The organism is Rathayibacter sp. VKM Ac-2762 (assembly GCF_009866585.1).
In the GTDB taxonomy this organism is placed as follows: domain Bacteria; phylum Actinomycetota; class Actinomycetes; order Actinomycetales; family Microbacteriaceae; genus Rathayibacter.
The window spans coordinates 2,785,200-2,801,060 of sequence record NZ_CP047419.1 but is presented as its reverse complement, the minus strand read 5'-3'; the positions used below and the strand labels follow the sequence as shown (position 1 = coordinate 2,801,060).

Genomic DNA, 15,861 nt, shown 5'->3' with positions numbered 1-15,861 from the left:
GTCTCTCTCTCTGTTTCACCAGTCGCGCCGACGGCGTGTCAGCGCATCCAGGTAGGCCTTGGTGTGGACGACCTGCAGGAACAGGTCGACGACGAGCTCGTACATCGACGCGGCGGCGAGCATGTACCGCCAGCCGCGGTCGCGGACCGTCACGATCCGCTCGACGACGAAGATCGCGGTGACGGCCAGCCAGAACGGCTGGAGGCTCAGCTCGCCCCAGCCGACCGCGTAGACGATCGTGGCCAGGTAGACGTACGTGATGATGCAGCCGAGCATCGTGAGCAGCTGGCGCCCCCAGTAGGGAGCCGTGACCCGCGTGAAGCCGTACTGCACGCAGTTCTCGACCGCTCCGCGCTTCCAGCGCAGGCGCTGACGCCACAGGTCTCCCCAGGTCGGCATGACCTCGGTGACGAGGGTGCAGCCGGCGGGGCTCAGCACGTCGTAGCCGAGGTGGCGGATCGCGAACGTGAGCTCGTTGTCCTCGGTGAGGACCGTGGTGTCGTAGATGCCGCCGATGCCGTCTCCGGAGGGGAGGGAGCCGGCCAGGCGGGCCGCGCTGATGCGGCGCATCACGGCGACCTGGAGCACGGCCGCGGTGCCCGTGACGACCAGGCACTTCCCGTTCAGGCGGCGCACGTCGCGGGCGTAGCGCGCGTACTCGTTGCGCTGGAGGTGGCCGACGAAGCCGCCGCCCTCGCCGCCGCGGAACACTCCTCCGACCGCGCCGATGCCGCCGTGCAGCCTGCCGCGGGCGATCTCGAGGAACCCGGGGTCGAGCGCGGAGTCGGCGTCCTGCACGAGAACCAGGTCGTCGTCCTGCAGCCCCGGGAGGACCTCGGCGAGGAACTGGTTGAGTCCGCCCGCCTTCTTGTGGCTGTTCCCGACGGTGACGAAGACCTCGGCGCCGTGCGCGAGAGCGATCTCGACCGTGGCGTCGGTGCAGTTGTCGGCGATGACGACGATCCGGTCCGGCGGCCAGGTCTGCCGGCGCAGGCCCTCGATCGCCGCGGCGATCCCGGCCTCCTCGTTGTGGGCGGGGAGGGCAGCGACCAGGTCGCCGATGCGCGACGAGGCGCGGCGGCCGCTGCGGGGGCGCGTGCCGCGGATCGGAGTGGATGCCGGAGGGAGTCGGTCGGCGTCGACGGCGGGGAGCGCGGTGCGCTCGAGGACCGCGGCGGGGGCCGGCGGACGCTCGAGCAGCGCGGTCGGGGCGGCCGGACGCTCCAGCGCGGCGGTCGCGGTGGCCGGATGCTCCAGGGCAGCGGCCGTCGCGGCCGGAAGCGCGGTCGGCGCAGCCCGACGCTCCAGGACAGCGGCCGGCACGACCGGTCGCGCGACCACCGCGGACGGGGCGGCCGGATGCTCCAGCACCGCGGTCGGGGCGGCGGGGACCGTCACCGCTCCGGCGGTCAGCGCGGACGCGAGGCGGCGCGGTGCGGAGACCCGCTCGCGCCCGGAGCGGGCGGCACGGCGTCCCGAGAGCGGGCGCGAGGCCGTCTCGTCGTGCGCCTCCCAGGTCGCCCGGCGACGGGGAGCCGTCGGCTCGTCCGCGCCGTGGCCGGGCTGTGTGCTCATGACTGTTCCTCTCCGCGGCCGGGGGCCGATGTGCGCTGATGAGCGCCCGCGCGGAACGGAGGTCGTCGCCGGGGTGGGCGCGACCCGAGTGAGGATCGGCGTCCGACGGGGGGATCGGAGCAGGGCCTGACAGAGGACAGCATCGGGGGGTGCTGCGATCAACCTAGGGGCACGGAGATGATGGAAGCAAGCAAAATTTGTCACCCTAAAGGGGCCGTACAAGGTCCTTGCGGCTTCTTCGTCTTCGTCGTAGGTGATCCCTCGCCTCCCTGAGCCTCCTCCACACCCGGCGCACCCCTGTCCGCTCGGCCCCACGGCGGGCCGTTCGGGGGTCGGCGGCGCTCTTGTGCGCCGGGCCGCCGGGGTCCACCATCGAGCGACGGCCCCCGCCCGGGGCGGCCGCACCCGACGGGTCAGGGGCGCCATGCGGTCGCGAGGTCTGCTCTTCTGCCTGATCCCGCCGATCCTCTGGGGCGGGATGCTCCCCGTCGCGGACAGCATCGCGGCGACGGTCGACTCCTTCTACATGACCCTGATCCGCTACACGGCGGCCGCGCTTGTCCTCGCCCTTCTGCTCGCCCGGGCGGAGGGGCTCCGCGCCTTCCGGCTCGACGGCCGCGGGTGGCGGCTGGCGCTGCTCGGCGCCTCCGGATTCGCCGGCTTCGGCCTGCTCGCCTTCACGGCTCTGCGGTTCACCTCGGCCCCGAACGTCAGCCTGATGATGGGGATGATGCCCGCGATCGGCGCGGTGCTCGCGAGCATCGGCGCGCGTCGCCTGCCGCCGGCCGCCACAGTCGGCTGCATCCTGCTCGCGCTCGCCGGAGTCGCACTCGTCGTCACCCGCGGCGACGTCGCCCTCCTCCTCGACGGCGAGCTGGGGTTCGGCGAGCTGCTCGCCCTGCTCGGCGCGATCTGCTGGGTCGTCTACACGCGCGGAGCCGCGGCGTTCCCCGGCTGGTCGGCGCTGCGGTACTCGACGCTCACCACCGCGCTCGGCTGCCCCTCGATCGCCGTCGCGGTCGCCATGGCGACGGCCACCGGCTCCGCGCACCCGCCGACCGGAGCCGAGGTGCTCGCGGCCTGGCCGCAGCTGGCCTACCTGATCCTCCTGGCCGGCGTCGTCGCCGTGCTGCTGTGGAACGCCGGCATCAAGCTGCTCGGCGCCCTCAACGGCACGCTCTTCCAGAACCTCGTCCCGGTCACGACCTTCGCGATCAGCATGGCGGGCGGCTACCGGCCGGGGCCCGTCGCCCTGCTCGGCGCGGCCATCGTCGTGACGGCGCTGCTGCTCAACAACTGGGCGACGCGGCGCGCGGCCGCGGTCGCCGCGCGTCCCGTGGCGGTACCGGCTCCGGTGCGCTGAGCGCACCGCCGGAGCCTCCCGCTCGGGGCGGTCACTGGTCGGAGTTGCCGGCCCAGCGGACGGAGCCCTGCGCCTCCTCCTTGCTGATCGGGGACACGGTGCCGCAGTGCGAGCACTCGAGCAGGTAGCGGGTCGAGACGGTCAGGACGGGGACGAAGAAGAGCGAGAGGCGCGTCCGGCGGCGGAGGATCCGCTGCTCGTCGCGCTGCCCGCAGACGCGGCAGACGAAGACGAGCGTCCGGAGGAGGTCCTCGACGGCTCGGGTCCCGAAGATGAGGAGCATGCGTCCGAGCGTAGGGAGCAGGGCGCGCTCGGCGGAGGGGGTTGCCGGGGCGCCGTCGCCGCGAAGCGCCGGGCGCAGACGACCACGGCGAGCGCCGTCTCGAGCAGGTCGCCTCCGTAGAACAGCAGGAGCGCCGCCTGGCGTCCGGTCTCGTCCGGAGCCTCCGCGTAGAGCACGGTCGCGAGCAGCCCGTGCGCGGCGATGCCCGCTCCGAGCACCCCCAGGCGCAGGCCGAACGGGGCGCGGTGCGGGTTCGGATCGACTCCGGCGAGCGCCGCCGTCATCAGGCAGCCGCTGAGGAGGAAGTGCACGCTGAGCGCGAGGTGCAGCAGCGGATCGGCGTGCGCGGCGGCGAGCAGTCCGGTCGCGTGCACGAGCCAGAGGGAGCCCGTCGAGAGCAGGAGCGCCGTCACCGGGTGGGCGAGGAGACGGGCCGGGCGACTCCGGAGCAGCCGCGAGAGCCGCCGGGCAGCCGTGACGTCGAGCGCGCGCAGGGCCAGGGTGACGGGGGCCGAGAGCACCAGGAGGAGCGGCGCGAGCATCCCGAGGACCAGGTGCGTCAGCATCGCCCCGCGCGGATCCGCGTGCGACCACTCCGCGAGCGGACCCGTGAAGCAGAGCGCCGCGGTCGCGAGCCCGCCGAGGAGCAGGGCGGTCCGGTGCAGCGGCCACGGCCGTCCGCGCCGCCGCTCGAGGGCCGCGGCGCCCCCTCCGAGCGCCGCCGCCGCGGCCAGCGGGACCAGGAGCAGCAGGCCCGGGTCGAGCAGGGTGTGGTCGGCGTGCGGGGTCACGCCGTCGCGCGCCGTCGCCGAGGCAGGAGGAGCAGGCCCGCCGCCAGCAGCACCGCTCCAGAGGCGATCCAGACGGAGTCGTAGAGCAGCAGGTCGACGTCGTAGCGCACCTGGTGCACCCGGAGCAGCTTGTGGTCGACGACTCCGTCCCACAGCTGGAACAGCCCCGCCCCCGTGAGCCCCGCGGCCCACGCCGTGCGCGGACGCAGAGCGGATCGGCGCCGGGCGTCGGCGAGCAGGAAGCCGCCGCCGACGAGCGCGAGGATCTCGGCCGCGTGCAGCAGCCCGTCCGAGAGAAGGCCGATCGCCGGAGTGGAGCGGTCGTAGAAGTGGTGCCAGGCGAGGATCTGGTGGAAGACGATCTCGTCGACGGCCGCCATGAGGCCGACTCCGATCAGGAAGGCGCCCTGGAACGCCCTGTCGCCGCGGAGTCCCCGGCCGCTCCGCCGCATCCGGTCCCCTCCCGATCGAGTGCCGGGGCCCCGGGATCCCGAGACCCCCGCGCCTCCTCCCGAGGCCCCGCCACCAGGGAAGCGGACGCCCGGATCGCGGCCTAGAGGGTTGACTCCTCGCGCCCGCGCCGGTCGTGCTGCCCCTCCGCTACGGGCTGGGCCGACGAGGCGCAACCCCGCGCGAGGGGCGCTCCCGTTCGGGAGAGTGGAGGCATGCAGCAGCTGACCTACGCCTCCAAGAGCTTCGTGACGACCGACGCCGTGACCGAGGCCCTCCTCGACCTGGTGACCGCGATCGACCGCCAGGAGCACTCCGAAGCGGTCACGGTCCCGGCGTTCACCGAGGACGGCGAGCTCATCGAGGCGAAGATGACGCTCGACGCGAGCAGCGAGCTCGTCGCCGTCCCCGTCGAGGTCTCCATCAAGGACGAGGAGTCGACCACCGGCGCCGTCGAGGCCGCCGTCGAGGACATCCGCTCCCGCATCAAGAGCAACCGCGCCACGATCGCGCGCCCCGTGATCGACGAGGACCCGGAGCCCTACAACTACGAGGAGTTCTGAGCCGCGCCTGCGGGCCTCAGCATCTCCGCGGCTCCGCACTGAGGTGCCCGGATCTGCTCACGACACGCCGGAGCGGCCGGCCGATCCGAGCACCACAGCGCGGATCCTCGCCCTGCGCCTCTTGACCGGCGGCGCCGCAGGGAGTCGGATGAGGGCGTGCGCGCGCTGGTCCCCGTCTCCGATCCGTGGTCCGTCGACGGGAGCGGGCGGACGGACGACGGGCCGGTCGACGACCTCTCGGTCCGCGCCGAGCGGGACGGCGGCTCGTACTCGGTCCGCACGCTGCGGCTGACCGGTGTCCGCCTCGGCCCGCGCGGCTCGGTGCACGGAGTGGTCACCGACCCGGTCGCGACGGCCGCGCTCGCGATCGGGTCGCTCCTCCTCTCGCTGATCCCCGCCGGCCTGCCCGGGGACCGGACGCGAGCGGCGATGGTGGCGGCGGAGGCGCGGGCTCAGGAGCTGGCCGCCGACCGGCCCGCGTGGGACGTGAGCCCCCTCCCCCTCGACGGGATCGACTACGCGCTCTTCACCCGGACCCTGCCCGAGGGCGCCGTCGCCCACGCCGACCTCGGCTGGGCCGTCGTCGCGCTGTGGAGCACAGGCCCGCTCCCGCGGGGTCCCTTCCACCTGCTCGACATCCCCGACGAGCCCGTCCCGCGCTGAGTCGCCCGGATCGGCTCGCGGCACACCGCAACGGGGAGCCGATCCGGGCGTCTCAGCGAACGGGTCAGCGCACTCGGCCCGGGTTCAGGCGCCCGCGACCGTGGAGCCGCGCACCAGCAGCTCGGTCGGCAGCAGCGTCACGCGCTGCACCTCCTCGCCGGCCAGGAGGCGCACCAGCACGTCCGCCATCGCCTCGCCGAGGCCCGTGGAGGGCTGGCGCACCGTGGTGAGGCGCGGCTCGCTCGCCTCGGCGAAGTAGTCGCCGTCGAATCCCGCGAGTGCGATGTCGCCCGGGACCGTGAGGCCGCGCTCGCGCAGCGCCGTCAGGGCGCCCGCCGCCATCTGGTCGTTGGAGGCGAAGACCGCGTCGATCGGCCGGCCGGAGTCGAGCAGGCGGCGCATCGCGGTCGCGCCGTCCTCGGGCGAGTAGTCGCCGTACTCGACGAGCGAGTCGTCGAGGCCCGCGGCGCTGACGGCCGAGCGCCAGCCGGCCAGGCGGTCGATCGCGGCGGGCATGTCCTGGCGGCTCGCGATCATCGCGGGGGCCGTGCGGCCGAGGCTCAGCAGGTGCTCGGTGACCGTGCGCGCCGCTCCGGTGTTGTCGACGTCGACGAAGTAGCTGCCGCCCTCCTCCGTCAGCGGCCGCCCGCCGAAGACCACGGGGAGGGAGGCGCCGAGCTGCGCGTAGGAGTGGTCGCCGCTGTGGTGCGAGACGACCAGCGCGCCGTCGACGTTGCCGCCGAGCAGGTAGCGCCGCGTCTTCTCAGGAGCCGCCTCCGACGCGATCACGATGGTGAGCGTGTACTCGGTGCCGGCGAAGGCCATCGCGGCGCCCTGCACGACCGAGGCGAGGAACGGATCCGCGAACACCTTCGCCGCCGACTCCGGCACCACGAGCGCGACGGTCTGCGTGCGGCGGCTGGCGAGGGAGCGGGCGGCACGGTTGGGCACGTAGCCGAGCTGCTCGATCGCGGCGAGCACGGCCGTCCGGGCGCCGTCCTTCACGCGCGGGGAGTCGTTGACGACCCGGCTGACCGTCGCGCGGGAGACTCCGGCCAGCGCGGCGACGGCTTCGAGGGTCGGGGCGGCCGAGACGGCGTCGTGAGTCATGCAGGCCTTCCTCGCGGGTGCCTCCGAGGCTAGCCGAGCGCCGGAGGAGCGGCCTCGGGGAGGGCGTCCTCGGCGCGAAGGGGCGCGGATCGCGGCCATTCGGGGGTGATGCGGCGGTGACGGGGCCACCGGGAGCGCCCCCGACGACCGCGCTCAGAGCCCGGTCGCCCCCTCCTGGCCGAGGCCGTTGAGGGCGAGCGCGAGCTGCGTCCGCGTGCGGACCCCCATCTTCCGGTAGGCGTGGGCGAGGTGGGTCTCCACCGTGCGGACCCCGAGGAACAGCTGCTCGGCGATCTCCCTGTTCGTCAGCCCGGAGGCGGCCGCGTCGGCGACCCGGGCCTCCGCGGTGGTCAGCAGCGCTCGGCCGTCCACCGCGTCGACGGTCTCCGTCAGCTGGAGGGTCCTCGCGGCGATCCGGGGGTCGTCGGCGTGCGCGCGCGACGTGGCGACCTCGGCCAGCACGGTGCGCGCCCGGGCGCTCCTGCCCCCGGCGACGAGCAGCTCGGCGCGGTCGAGCTGCGCCCGCGCCAGCTCGGGCGCGAATCCGCTGCGGCGCAGGAAGTCGACCGCGTCGTCCGCCAGGCGCAGGGCCTCGGCGGGCTCGCCCGAGCGCATCGCGACGAGCGCCCGGAGCCGGAGCGCCTGGCCGTGAGCGTGCGGGCGCCGGTGCGGCTCGTCGAGTCCGGCGAGGTGCCGGGCGAGCGCCTCCGCTCCCTCCAGATCGCCGGCGTGGACCCGCGCCCGGCCGAGCTCGACGTCGATCCAGAGCCGCCTGCCGGGCTCGACGATGCCCTTCGCGTCCGCCAGCGCGAGAGCCGTCTCGAGCTCCGACCGCGCGATGTCCCACTGCTCGGACCACGCGGCGTCGATCCCGGCGAGCCCGTGGAGCAGCAGCCCGCCGCGCATCATCGACGTCGGGCTCACCGATCCGGCGAGCAGCTCCTCCAGGGTGTCGCGGTCGTTGCGGGTGAGCGCGACGAGCCCGCGGGCGCGCGTGAGCGGCAGCGGCGGGTCGACCAGGCCGCGCGCGTGCTGCTCCGCCTCGGCCAGCAGCGACCCGGCCTGCACGATGCGTCCCGCGAGCACCTCCACGATCGCGGCGTGCGCGAGGGCGGACACGGTGGTCCGGTGCTCGCCGACGAGCTTCGCCGTGCGGACGAACGCCGTGAGGGCGGGGCGGGAGCGGCCGAGGTCGTCGGCCTGGTACGCGCCGGTGGCCTCGACCGCTCCGGAGCTGGACCTCAGGTCGAGCACGCCGTTCACCGCCTCCAGAGCCCGCGTCCGCGCGAGGATCTCCGAGGAGAGCCCCTGCCCCGCATCGAGGTGCCGGAAGGCGAGATCGCCCAGAGCAGTGAGGAGGGTGTACGGCGTAAGCTCCGGAGGGAGCGCGGCGGCCCGCTCGGCCAGTGCCCGGCCCACCTCCGCGGCCTCGCCGCTGGACCAGACGAGCCTCAGCACCTGGATCACGGTCGACCGCACGTCGTCCGGCTCGAAGGTCCTCAGCGCGTTCGCGAGGCGGTGGTCGAGGGCCTCGACGCCCAGGTCCTGGGCGATCGCCTCCGCGGAGACGACGGCGAGCCGGTCGAACCGGGACGGCGTCAGCTGCGCGGGGTCGACCATCGCGGACAGCCGCAGGACGAGCGCGATCTCGCCCCGCCCACCGGCGATCTGCGCCGCGTGCAGCACCGTGTCGACGTGCGCGGTCGAACCCGGTTCCGCCCGGGCGAGCGCGCGCAGCGCCAGCCGGAGAGCGTCGGAGCTCGTCCCGATGCGCCGGGCCCGATCGGACGCGGTCCGCAGCTCCGCCGCCAGCTCCGGTTCCGGACCGGGCGGGAGGGCGTCGTCGCGGTGCTCGAGCCGCTGCTCGGCGGGGAGGGCCGTCTGGGCCAGCTTCGCGTGCAGGGCGCGCCGGACGCCCACCGGCGTCGTCTCGGTCACCGCGGTCCGCAGCAGCGGCGTCCGGACCGACACTCCGTCGCCCGTGACGCTGAGGACGCCGAGCCGCACGGCCTCGGCGAGCGCCTGCTCCTGCTGACCGGAGACCTGGAGGAGCACGTCGACGCTCCCCGTCCGCATCAGAGCGGTCGCGACCAGGAGCTCGCGGACGGCCTCCGGGAGCCGGGAGATCCGCTCGATCGTCGACGCGACGGCGCGGGACGCGGAGGCCCTCGGCCGCGGCTCCCCCGTCCGGCGGGCCATCGCGAGGTCGATCGCCCAGGACGGGTTGCCGCCGCTCTCCGCGGCGATCTCGGCCGCCTCGGTCGGGGTCAGGCCGTCGATGTCGGCGTCGGCGAGGACGGCGGCGACCGCCGCCGGTCCGAGGGGAGGGAGGAGCGCGAGCTGGGCCGCGGTGAAGACCACCTTCCACGAGGTCACCGGTCCGCCGGCGTCCAGTTCGCGCGCGACGACGAGAGCGATGCCGGCCGCCTCCTGGGGCGGTCGGAACATCGGCGCCAGGAGGTCGACCGACTCCCGGTCCGCCAGGTGCGCGTCGTCGAGGATCACCACCGCGTGCGACGCCGCCAGCAGGGAGCAGAGGTGGCGCAGGGCGGCCTCGAGCACGCGGCGGTCGGCGAGAGCGGGGGGATCGACGACGAGGAGCCGCTCCAGGACGGCGCGGTACCCGCTCGGCAGAGCGCGGTGCAGGCGGTCGGGCACGAGGCGGAGGAGGGACCTCACCGCGGCGAAGGGACCGACGGCCCCCTCGTCGAAGCGGATCAGCAGCACGACCCGGTCGTGGCGGACGCGGCGGGCGAGGGCCTCGAGCATCGTCGTCTTGCCCACGCCGGGCTCGCCGACGAGCGCCAGACGGCCGCCGCGCTCGCCGGCGACGCGCACCATCCGCTGGAGCAGCGCCCGCCGCTCCGGCGCGATCCGATCGGGACCCTCGGGGTCCTCGAGCGCTCCGGGGGTCATCGGCGGGCGCTCCCGAAGACGGCGTCGAGGTGCGCGAGCGCCGACTTGGTCGGCGACAGCGCGGTGTGGCGCGCCCCGGCCCCCACGTCCTGGAGTGCTCGCGCGAGCGGGTGGCCGGTGCGCAGTGCCGCCGCGCCGCTGCCGTTCACGAGCAGCGGCAGCGCGCCCTCCGCCTCCGCGACGGCCTGCACGGCCAGGTCGGCCGCCGTGGCGCGGTCCAGCGCGGACTGCGCGTCGACCGCGGCGCGGGTGCCGAGCCCTGCCACCGCGGCGGAGTAGAGGGCGTTCGCCCGCGCGACCCGCAGCATCGCGGAGCTCACCGAGGCGCGGACGTCGCCGCGGTCCCAGCGCGCCGATCCGTCCGCCGCCTCCGCCGCCACCCTCTCGGCCGCGGCGGTCACGGTGCCGATCAGGGGGGCGGCGAAGAACAGCGTGGCGAAGTAGGTCAGCGGTGCCGCGGCAGGATCCGGACGGAGGATCCGGGTGCGGCGGAGGGGCACGGTCACGTCGTCGAGGAAGGCGGAGTCGCCGCCCGTGCCCCGCAGTCCGAACGCGTCCCAGGTCGCCTCGGTGCGCACCTCGTCGACGGGGACCAGCACGCGCACCGGCTCACCGGCGCCGGCGTCGAGGACCGTCGCCATGACCCAGTCGGCCCAGGGCAGTCCGCTCGCGGGCGAGGAGACCGCCCGGACGCGGAAGCCCCCGCCGATCCGCTCGCCGGTCCCCTGCGGAGCGAGGGTCCCGCAGACCAGCGGCGCGCGTCCGGGCGCCCAGATCTCGCGCAGCGCCTCGTCGGGCAGCTCCGCGACGGCGAGGTTCGTCACGGCGGCGACCGCGCCGACCCAGCCGAGGTCCGTGTCCTCGGCGCCGAGCGCGAGGAGCCGGGCGGCGATGTCGGCGACGGTGGCGGGGCCTCCTCCGTACTGCTCCGGCCGCCAGGCCCGCAGGACTCCGGACCGCTCGAGCGGGAGCGGCACCGGGGCCGCTCCGCGGCCGGTGGTCGAGGGGATGTCGTGGTGCGTGAGGGTCATGCTCGTCCTGTCGATCGTCGCCGGAGTCCCGACTCCGCTCCCGCGCCGCTCGGGGCGCTGCGGTGCGGCGTCGTCCGGTCCCGATCCTCGCCACCGGCTGTCGACGTCGCGTCGACGACGGATCGACGCCGGGGCGCACTCCGGCTCACAGTCCGTGCGGGGCGACGAGGAGGCGGACGGCGAAGACGGCGCCGAACAGGACGAACCAGAAGCCGCCGACGACGACGCCGGCGATCGCCAGCCCGCGTCCGCGCTCTCCGGTCCGGCGGATCTGCGCGAGCGCGACCAGCGACACCACGAGGCCGACGACGTTGAGGACGAACGCGAGCACGAAGCCGGCGATCGACAGGGTGTTCAGGCGATCGGTGTGCGGTGCGGTCGATGTGCTCCGGCCGGTGATGGACATGGGGTCTCCTTCGTGCAGCGTCCCGGGCGGGCGCAGCGGCGGACCGTCCGGGATCAGCCTCCGACGATGGACGACAGGTGTCGAGCACCGTCCGGACGATCGTGATCACCCCACAGGATGAGGGCGACGGACCTCCGTGATCGCACGGACGCCGGCCCCGGCGCAGCGGACGACGATCGCCTCCATGCCGGAACACGAGCCCGCCCTCGACTCCTTCTCGGAGCAGTCCCCCTCCACCGCAGCCGCCCGGAGCGCTCTCCGCGCCTCCCCTGCGCAGTGGATCAGCGGCGCGCGTCCTCGGACCCTCCCCCTCAGCATCGGCTCCGTCGCTTTGGGCACGGGAGCGGCGATCGCGGGCACCGGCGGCGGCATCGCCGAATGGGCGGCCGGCGGCCGGAATCCGGGGATCGCGGCGCTGTGCCTCGCGGTCGCGCTCTGCCTGCAGATCGGCGTGAACTTCGCCAACGACTACTCCGACGGCGTGCGCGGGACCGACCGCTTCCGGCGCGGACCGGCCCGGCTGACCGGAGCCGGGACCGCCGCCCCGGCCGCCGTGCTCGGAGTCGCCCTGTCGTTCCTCGCGCTCGCCGCGGTCAGCGGGACGGCGGTCGTCCTGCTCACGGGGCTCTGGTGGATGCTCGCGGTCGGCGCCGCCACGATCGTCGCCGCATGGTTCTACACCGGAGGCGCGCGCCCCTACGGCTACCGGGCGCTCGGCGAGGTGTCGGTCTTCGTGTTCTTCGGGCTCGTCGCGGTCCTCGGCACGGAGATCGTGCAGCTGGACCGCCTCACCGGTCCCGGCTGGATCGCCGCCACGGCCGCCGGATCCTTCGCCTGCGGCGTCCTGATGGTCAACAACATCCGCGATGCCGAGGCGGACCGCCTCGCCGGGAAGCGGACCCTCGCCGTCGTCGTCGGGGAGCGCACCGCGCGGGTGCTCTACGCCGTCCTCCTGCTCGCCCCGTTCGCTCTCCTCGCCGTCCTCGCGCCGGAGCATCCGCTCGCGCTCGTCGCCGCGTCGGCCCTCGCACCGGCGGTCCCCGCCGTCCGGATCGGCTCGCGTCCGGCGGACGCACCGCGCCTCATCGCCGCCCTCCAGCTGTCGTCTACCGCCTCGCTCGTCTACGCGCTCCTGCTGACGGGAGCGCTCGCCCTCGGCGCCCCGTCCTGACCGCCGCAGCCCGGCGAGCCCGTCCCCCGCACGTCCCTCTCACCCGCCCGCTCCCCCGATCGAGGTCACTCATGCGCATCGTCTTCTCCGCCAACCCGCTCCCGGGGCACCTCGTCCCGATGATCCCGCTCATGCGGGCCGCGCGTGCCGCCGGGCACCGCGTCGCCGTCCTCACCGGGGCCGACGCCGCGGCGTTCGTCCTCGCCGAGGGGAGGCCGGACCTCGAGATCCTGCCTGCAGGGCCGCCCACCCTCGCGGCGATGACCGCGATGCAGGAGGAGACCGGGGCGAGCCCCGCGACCGCTCCGGATCCCGCCACGATCGCCGAGTTCTTCGCCGTGCGCCGGGTCGCCGAGACGGTGGACGAGGCGGTGAGCGCCGCCCGGGTCTGGCGCCCCGACCTGGTGATCAGCGAGAGCCTCGATCACGTCGGACCCTACGTCGCCGAGGCGCTCGGAGTGCCGTTCGTCAGGCACACGTTCGGACCCGAGCGCCCCGAGGCGGTCCGGACCGCGATCGCCGCGGCCTCCGCCCGCGCCGCCGCCGCGCGGGGTGTCGTGCTGCCGGCCCCCGCGGCGTGGATCGACGTCTACCCGGCGTTCCTCGAGGACCCGGCGAGCGTCCGCACCGGATACCGCATCCCCCTGCGCCCGTCGGCGCACGAGGCCGCGGGCTCGCCCGGAGCGCCGCGGCCGGCGCACGGCGACCGGCCGCGCGTGCTCCTGACCATGGGAACGGTCTTCACCAGCCAGCCGCTCCTGGACGCCCTGGTGTCGTCGATGGAGCGGGACGGTCTCCGCATCGACCTGGTGGCCACCGCCGTCAACGGCGTGCGGGCGCGGCCGGGGGCGCCGGAGTCCCCCGTGCGCGTCGAGAACGTGCCCTTCCGTCCGCTCGCCGAGCTCTTGGCGGACGCCGACGCCGTTGTGACAGTGGGCGGTGCCGGCACCGTCCTCGCGGCCCTCGTCTCCGGGGTCCCCCTCGTGGTGATGCCGCTCGGCGCGGATCACGCCGTCAACGCGGCCCGCGCCACGGCAGCGGGTGCGGCGATCACCGTCGCCGCAGCGGAGGAGGCGGGTCCCGCCCTCCGGAGGGTCCTCGAGGACGACCGGTTCCGCGCGAGCGCCCGGACGGCCGCCGCGCGCATCGCAGCGCTGTCGGCCGCCGACGAGGTGCTCGGCGAGATCGAGCACCTCGTCCTGGGCGACCTGCGGAAGCGGGCGTGAGCGGGGAGGAGCGGCCGGGAGGGATGCCGGCCGCGGAACCCGGTCCCGGTGCGCTGCGGCCGCGATCCGCCGGGTCCGGGCGCGGATCCACGCCGTCGCACCGTCGTCGACAGCCCGTCGACCGGACGTCGACGGCCGACTGGTCGACTCCTCACGACCGCCCCCTCCGGGCGGACCCACGACGAAGGACGGACATGCCCCCCACCACTGACCACCGCACCGCCGGTGCCGCTTCCGACTCCCGCGCCGCGTTCCTCGAGGACGTCGCCGCGCTGAGCGCCGCTCTCGAGGGCGCCGCGCTGACACCCGAGGACGACGGCTACGCGGCCGCCTGCGCCGGCTACAACCTCGCCGGCCACCGGCGTCCCGACGTCGTCGTGACGGCGCGCAGCGCGGGCGACATCGTCGAGGCGGTCTCGTTCGCCGCGGCGCACGGCCTCCCCGTCGCCGTCGTCGCCACCGGCCACCACGCGACCCGCCCGATGCGGGACGGCCTGCTCGTCTCGACGGCGGCGATGACGGACGTGCACGTCGATCCCGCGGCTCGACGGGCCGTCATCGGCGCCGGCGCGCGCTGGAGCGACGTGGTGCCGCGCACCGCGGAGCACGGCCTCACTCCCGTCCACGGGTCCTCCGGCCACGTCGGCGCGGTCGGCTTCACGCTCGGCGGCGGCCTCAGCCCCGTGCTGGGCCGCCGGTACGGCTGGGGGTCCGACCACGTCGTCGCCCTCGACGTCGTCGCCGCCTCCGGCGAGCTGCTCCGCGCCTCCGCCGATAATCACGCCGACCTCTTCTGGGCCCTGCGCGGCGGCCGGAGCAGCCTCGGCGTCGTGACCTCGATGGAGATCGAGCTGTTCCCCGTCGAGCGGTTCATCGGCGGCGGCCTGTTCTTCGACGGGGAGCACGCCGAGGCCGTCCTCGCCGCGTTCGCCGCGGCGACAGCATCGGCGCCCGACGAGCTCACGCTGTCGCTGGCGTTCCTCCGCTTGCCGCCGGTGCCCGGTGTGCCGCCGCTGCTCGCCGGGAGGTCCGTGCTGCACGTCCGGGTTGCGCACCTCGGCGACGCGGCGACGGCTGCGGCGCTCCTGGCTCCGCTCCGCGACGCGGCGCCCGTCCTCGCCGACACGGTGGAGGAGACGCGGTCCGAGGACTTCGAGCGCATCCACAACGACCCGACCGACCCGGCGCCGTTCTCGGAGGAGACCTCCCTGCTCGCGGGCCTCGACGCGTCCGCGCAGCGCGCGCTCCTCGACACCGTCGGACCGGCGAGCGGCACCGGTCTCCACATCGTCGAGCTGCGGCACCTCGGAGGGGCGTTCGCCGCGCCGCGGGCCGGAGCCGGGGCGGTCTCCGCAGGCTCTGCCGCCTACGTCCTCTGGGCCGTGTCCATCGGGATGCCCGAGGACGACGCCGACGGCGTCGCCCAGGCGCGCGCGCTGATCGAAGCCCTCCGCCCGTGGAGCACCGGCGCGCGGTACGTCAACTTCGCCCCGGACGACGGGCACCCCGAGCGCTCGTTCTCCGGGGACGACTGGGCGCGGCTGCTGCGGGTGAAGGCGGCCGTCGATCCCGGCGACCTCTTCCGGGCGCAGACGCCCCTGCTCGAGCACGCGCCGTCCGGCGAGCGCCGTCCCGCCCCGCGCCCGTGAACCCGCACCACCGACCCGCACGAACGACCACCACCGACCGAAGGAGCACCACCGTGACCACCACCGGCACCACCGCCACCACCGACACCACCACCGCCACCGCCGCCCTGCCGTTCGCGGTCGAGCAGGAGCTCGGCCGCATCCCGCTGCTCTGGGCGCGCGCCCTCGACACCGCCGACGCGTCCGTGCTCGAGGACCTCCTGACCGACGACGTCGTGGTTGACATGACGCCCGCGACCACGAGGATCGGGCTCGAGTTCCCCGTCCTGCAGGGGAGCGGGACCGTGATCCCCACCATGATCGGCGCCGTCGGCCCGCTCGACACGATGCACGCGGTGAGCAACGTCACCGCGAGCCGCCGCGGCGACGGGTACCTCGTCGAGGCCTACGCCCTGGCGCAGCACTTCCTCCCCGGCGAGGGGCCGGTCGCGACGGCGACCCGGCACGCCCTGATGGGCAACACCTGGACCTTCCACGTCCGCGTCACGCCCGAGGGCCACCGGGTGGAGCGCTTCGTCATGGACTGCCGCTGGATGGAGGGCGACCCCCTGGTCCTGCTGGCCGCGATCTCCTGACGCCCGCGGCGGCCGGATCCGCGGACCCGGCCGCCGTCCTCACCCCGGCGGGATCCCGGAGACTCCGGCCGGGACCCCGAGGAGGCCGA

At 75.3% G+C, this 15,861-nt stretch carries 14 protein-coding genes; 7 read left to right on the top strand and 7 right to left on the bottom strand.

Annotated features, from left to right (window positions below; all coding sequences use genetic code 11):
* Positions 1-15: 15 nt before the first annotated feature.
* The gene (locus tag GTU71_RS13140) at positions 16-1,575 is read right to left on the bottom strand and encodes a glycosyltransferase family 2 protein (RefSeq protein ID WP_159940433.1); all 1,560 of its coding nucleotides are present in this window, start codon (positions 1,573-1,575) and stop codon (positions 16-18) included.
* 424 nt (positions 1,576-1,999) lie between these two features.
* Here GTU71_RS13140 and GTU71_RS13135 point away from each other — a divergent pair, with 424 nt between their 5' ends.
* The gene (locus tag GTU71_RS13135) at positions 2,000-2,938 is read left to right on the top strand and encodes a DMT family transporter (protein WP_159940431.1); all 939 of its coding nucleotides are present in this window, start codon (positions 2,000-2,002) and stop codon (positions 2,936-2,938) included.
* Positions 2,939-3,079: 141 nt separating this feature from the next.
* On the opposite strand, the gene GTU71_RS13125 is transcribed toward GTU71_RS13135, so the two are convergent.
* The gene (locus tag GTU71_RS13125) at positions 3,080-4,012 is read right to left on the bottom strand and encodes a cytochrome c oxidase assembly protein (protein ID WP_159940429.1); all 933 of its coding nucleotides are present in this window, start codon (positions 4,010-4,012) and stop codon (positions 3,080-3,082) included.
* Positions 4,009-4,464 (bottom strand): DUF2243 domain-containing protein, encoded by a 456-nt coding sequence (locus GTU71_RS13120; protein ID WP_159940427.1) that lies wholly within the window; start codon positions 4,462-4,464, stop codon positions 4,009-4,011. The genes GTU71_RS13125 and GTU71_RS13120 overlap by 4 nt, the downstream gene beginning before the upstream one ends.
* Positions 4,465-4,677: 213 nt before the next feature.
* Here GTU71_RS13120 and GTU71_RS13115 point away from each other — a divergent pair, with 213 nt between their 5' ends.
* Both GTU71_RS13115 and GTU71_RS13110 read left to right on the top strand, forming a co-directional pair.
* The gene (locus GTU71_RS13115; protein ID WP_104223965.1) at positions 4,678-5,025 is read left to right on the top strand and encodes a hypothetical protein; all 348 of its coding nucleotides are present in this window, start codon (positions 4,678-4,680) and stop codon (positions 5,023-5,025) included.
* A gap of 156 nt (positions 5,026-5,181) precedes the next feature.
* Entirely contained in the window at positions 5,182-5,688 is a 507-nt protein-coding gene (locus GTU71_RS13110; protein WP_159940425.1) for a hypothetical protein, read from the top strand.
* An 84-nt stretch (positions 5,689-5,772) separates the two neighbouring features.
* On the opposite strand, the gene GTU71_RS13105 is transcribed toward GTU71_RS13110, so the two are convergent.
* The 4 genes from GTU71_RS13105 to GTU71_RS13090 all read right to left on the bottom strand — a co-directional run bounded on the left by GTU71_RS13105 (position 5,773) and on the right by GTU71_RS13090 (position 11,151).
* Positions 5,773-6,798 carry a LacI family DNA-binding transcriptional regulator gene (locus tag GTU71_RS13105; RefSeq protein WP_159940423.1) on the bottom strand — a complete coding sequence of 342 codons (1,026 nt, stop codon included), beginning with the start codon at positions 6,796-6,798 and terminating at the stop codon, positions 5,773-5,775.
* 153 nt (positions 6,799-6,951) lie between these two features.
* Positions 6,952-9,714, bottom strand: coding sequence for a LuxR family transcriptional regulator (locus GTU71_RS13100; protein WP_159940421.1), 2,763 nt, complete (start codon positions 9,712-9,714; stop codon positions 6,952-6,954).
* Positions 9,711-10,745 (bottom strand): hypothetical protein, encoded by a 1,035-nt coding sequence (locus GTU71_RS13095; RefSeq protein WP_104282850.1) that lies wholly within the window; start codon positions 10,743-10,745, stop codon positions 9,711-9,713. The genes GTU71_RS13100 and GTU71_RS13095 overlap by 4 nt, the downstream gene beginning before the upstream one ends.
* A 145-nt stretch (positions 10,746-10,890) precedes the next feature.
* Complete coding sequence (locus GTU71_RS13090) at positions 10,891-11,151, bottom strand: DUF4190 domain-containing protein (protein WP_159940419.1); 261 nt, start codon at positions 11,149-11,151, stop codon at positions 10,891-10,893.
* Between the two features lie 184 nt (positions 11,152-11,335).
* Here GTU71_RS13090 and GTU71_RS13085 point away from each other — a divergent pair, with 184 nt between their 5' ends.
* The 4 genes from GTU71_RS13085 to GTU71_RS13070 all read left to right on the top strand — a co-directional run bounded on the left by GTU71_RS13085 (position 11,336) and on the right by GTU71_RS13070 (position 15,772).
* A complete protein-coding gene (locus GTU71_RS13085) occupies positions 11,336-12,322 on the top strand; it encodes a 1,4-dihydroxy-2-naphthoate polyprenyltransferase (RefSeq protein WP_104282892.1) in 987 nt (328 codons plus the stop codon).
* A gap of 71 nt (positions 12,323-12,393) precedes the next feature.
* Complete coding sequence (locus GTU71_RS13080; RefSeq protein ID WP_104282848.1) at positions 12,394-13,548, top strand: glycosyltransferase; 1,155 nt, start codon at positions 12,394-12,396, stop codon at positions 13,546-13,548.
* A 194-nt stretch (positions 13,549-13,742) separates the two neighbouring features.
* The gene (locus GTU71_RS13075; RefSeq protein ID WP_159940417.1) at positions 13,743-15,197 is read left to right on the top strand and encodes an FAD-binding oxidoreductase; all 1,455 of its coding nucleotides are present in this window, start codon (positions 13,743-13,745) and stop codon (positions 15,195-15,197) included.
* A gap of 53 nt (positions 15,198-15,250) precedes the next feature.
* Entirely contained in the window at positions 15,251-15,772 is a 522-nt protein-coding gene (locus GTU71_RS13070; RefSeq protein WP_159940415.1) for a nuclear transport factor 2 family protein, read from the top strand.
* The last annotated feature ends 89 nt before the right edge of the window (positions 15,773-15,861 follow it).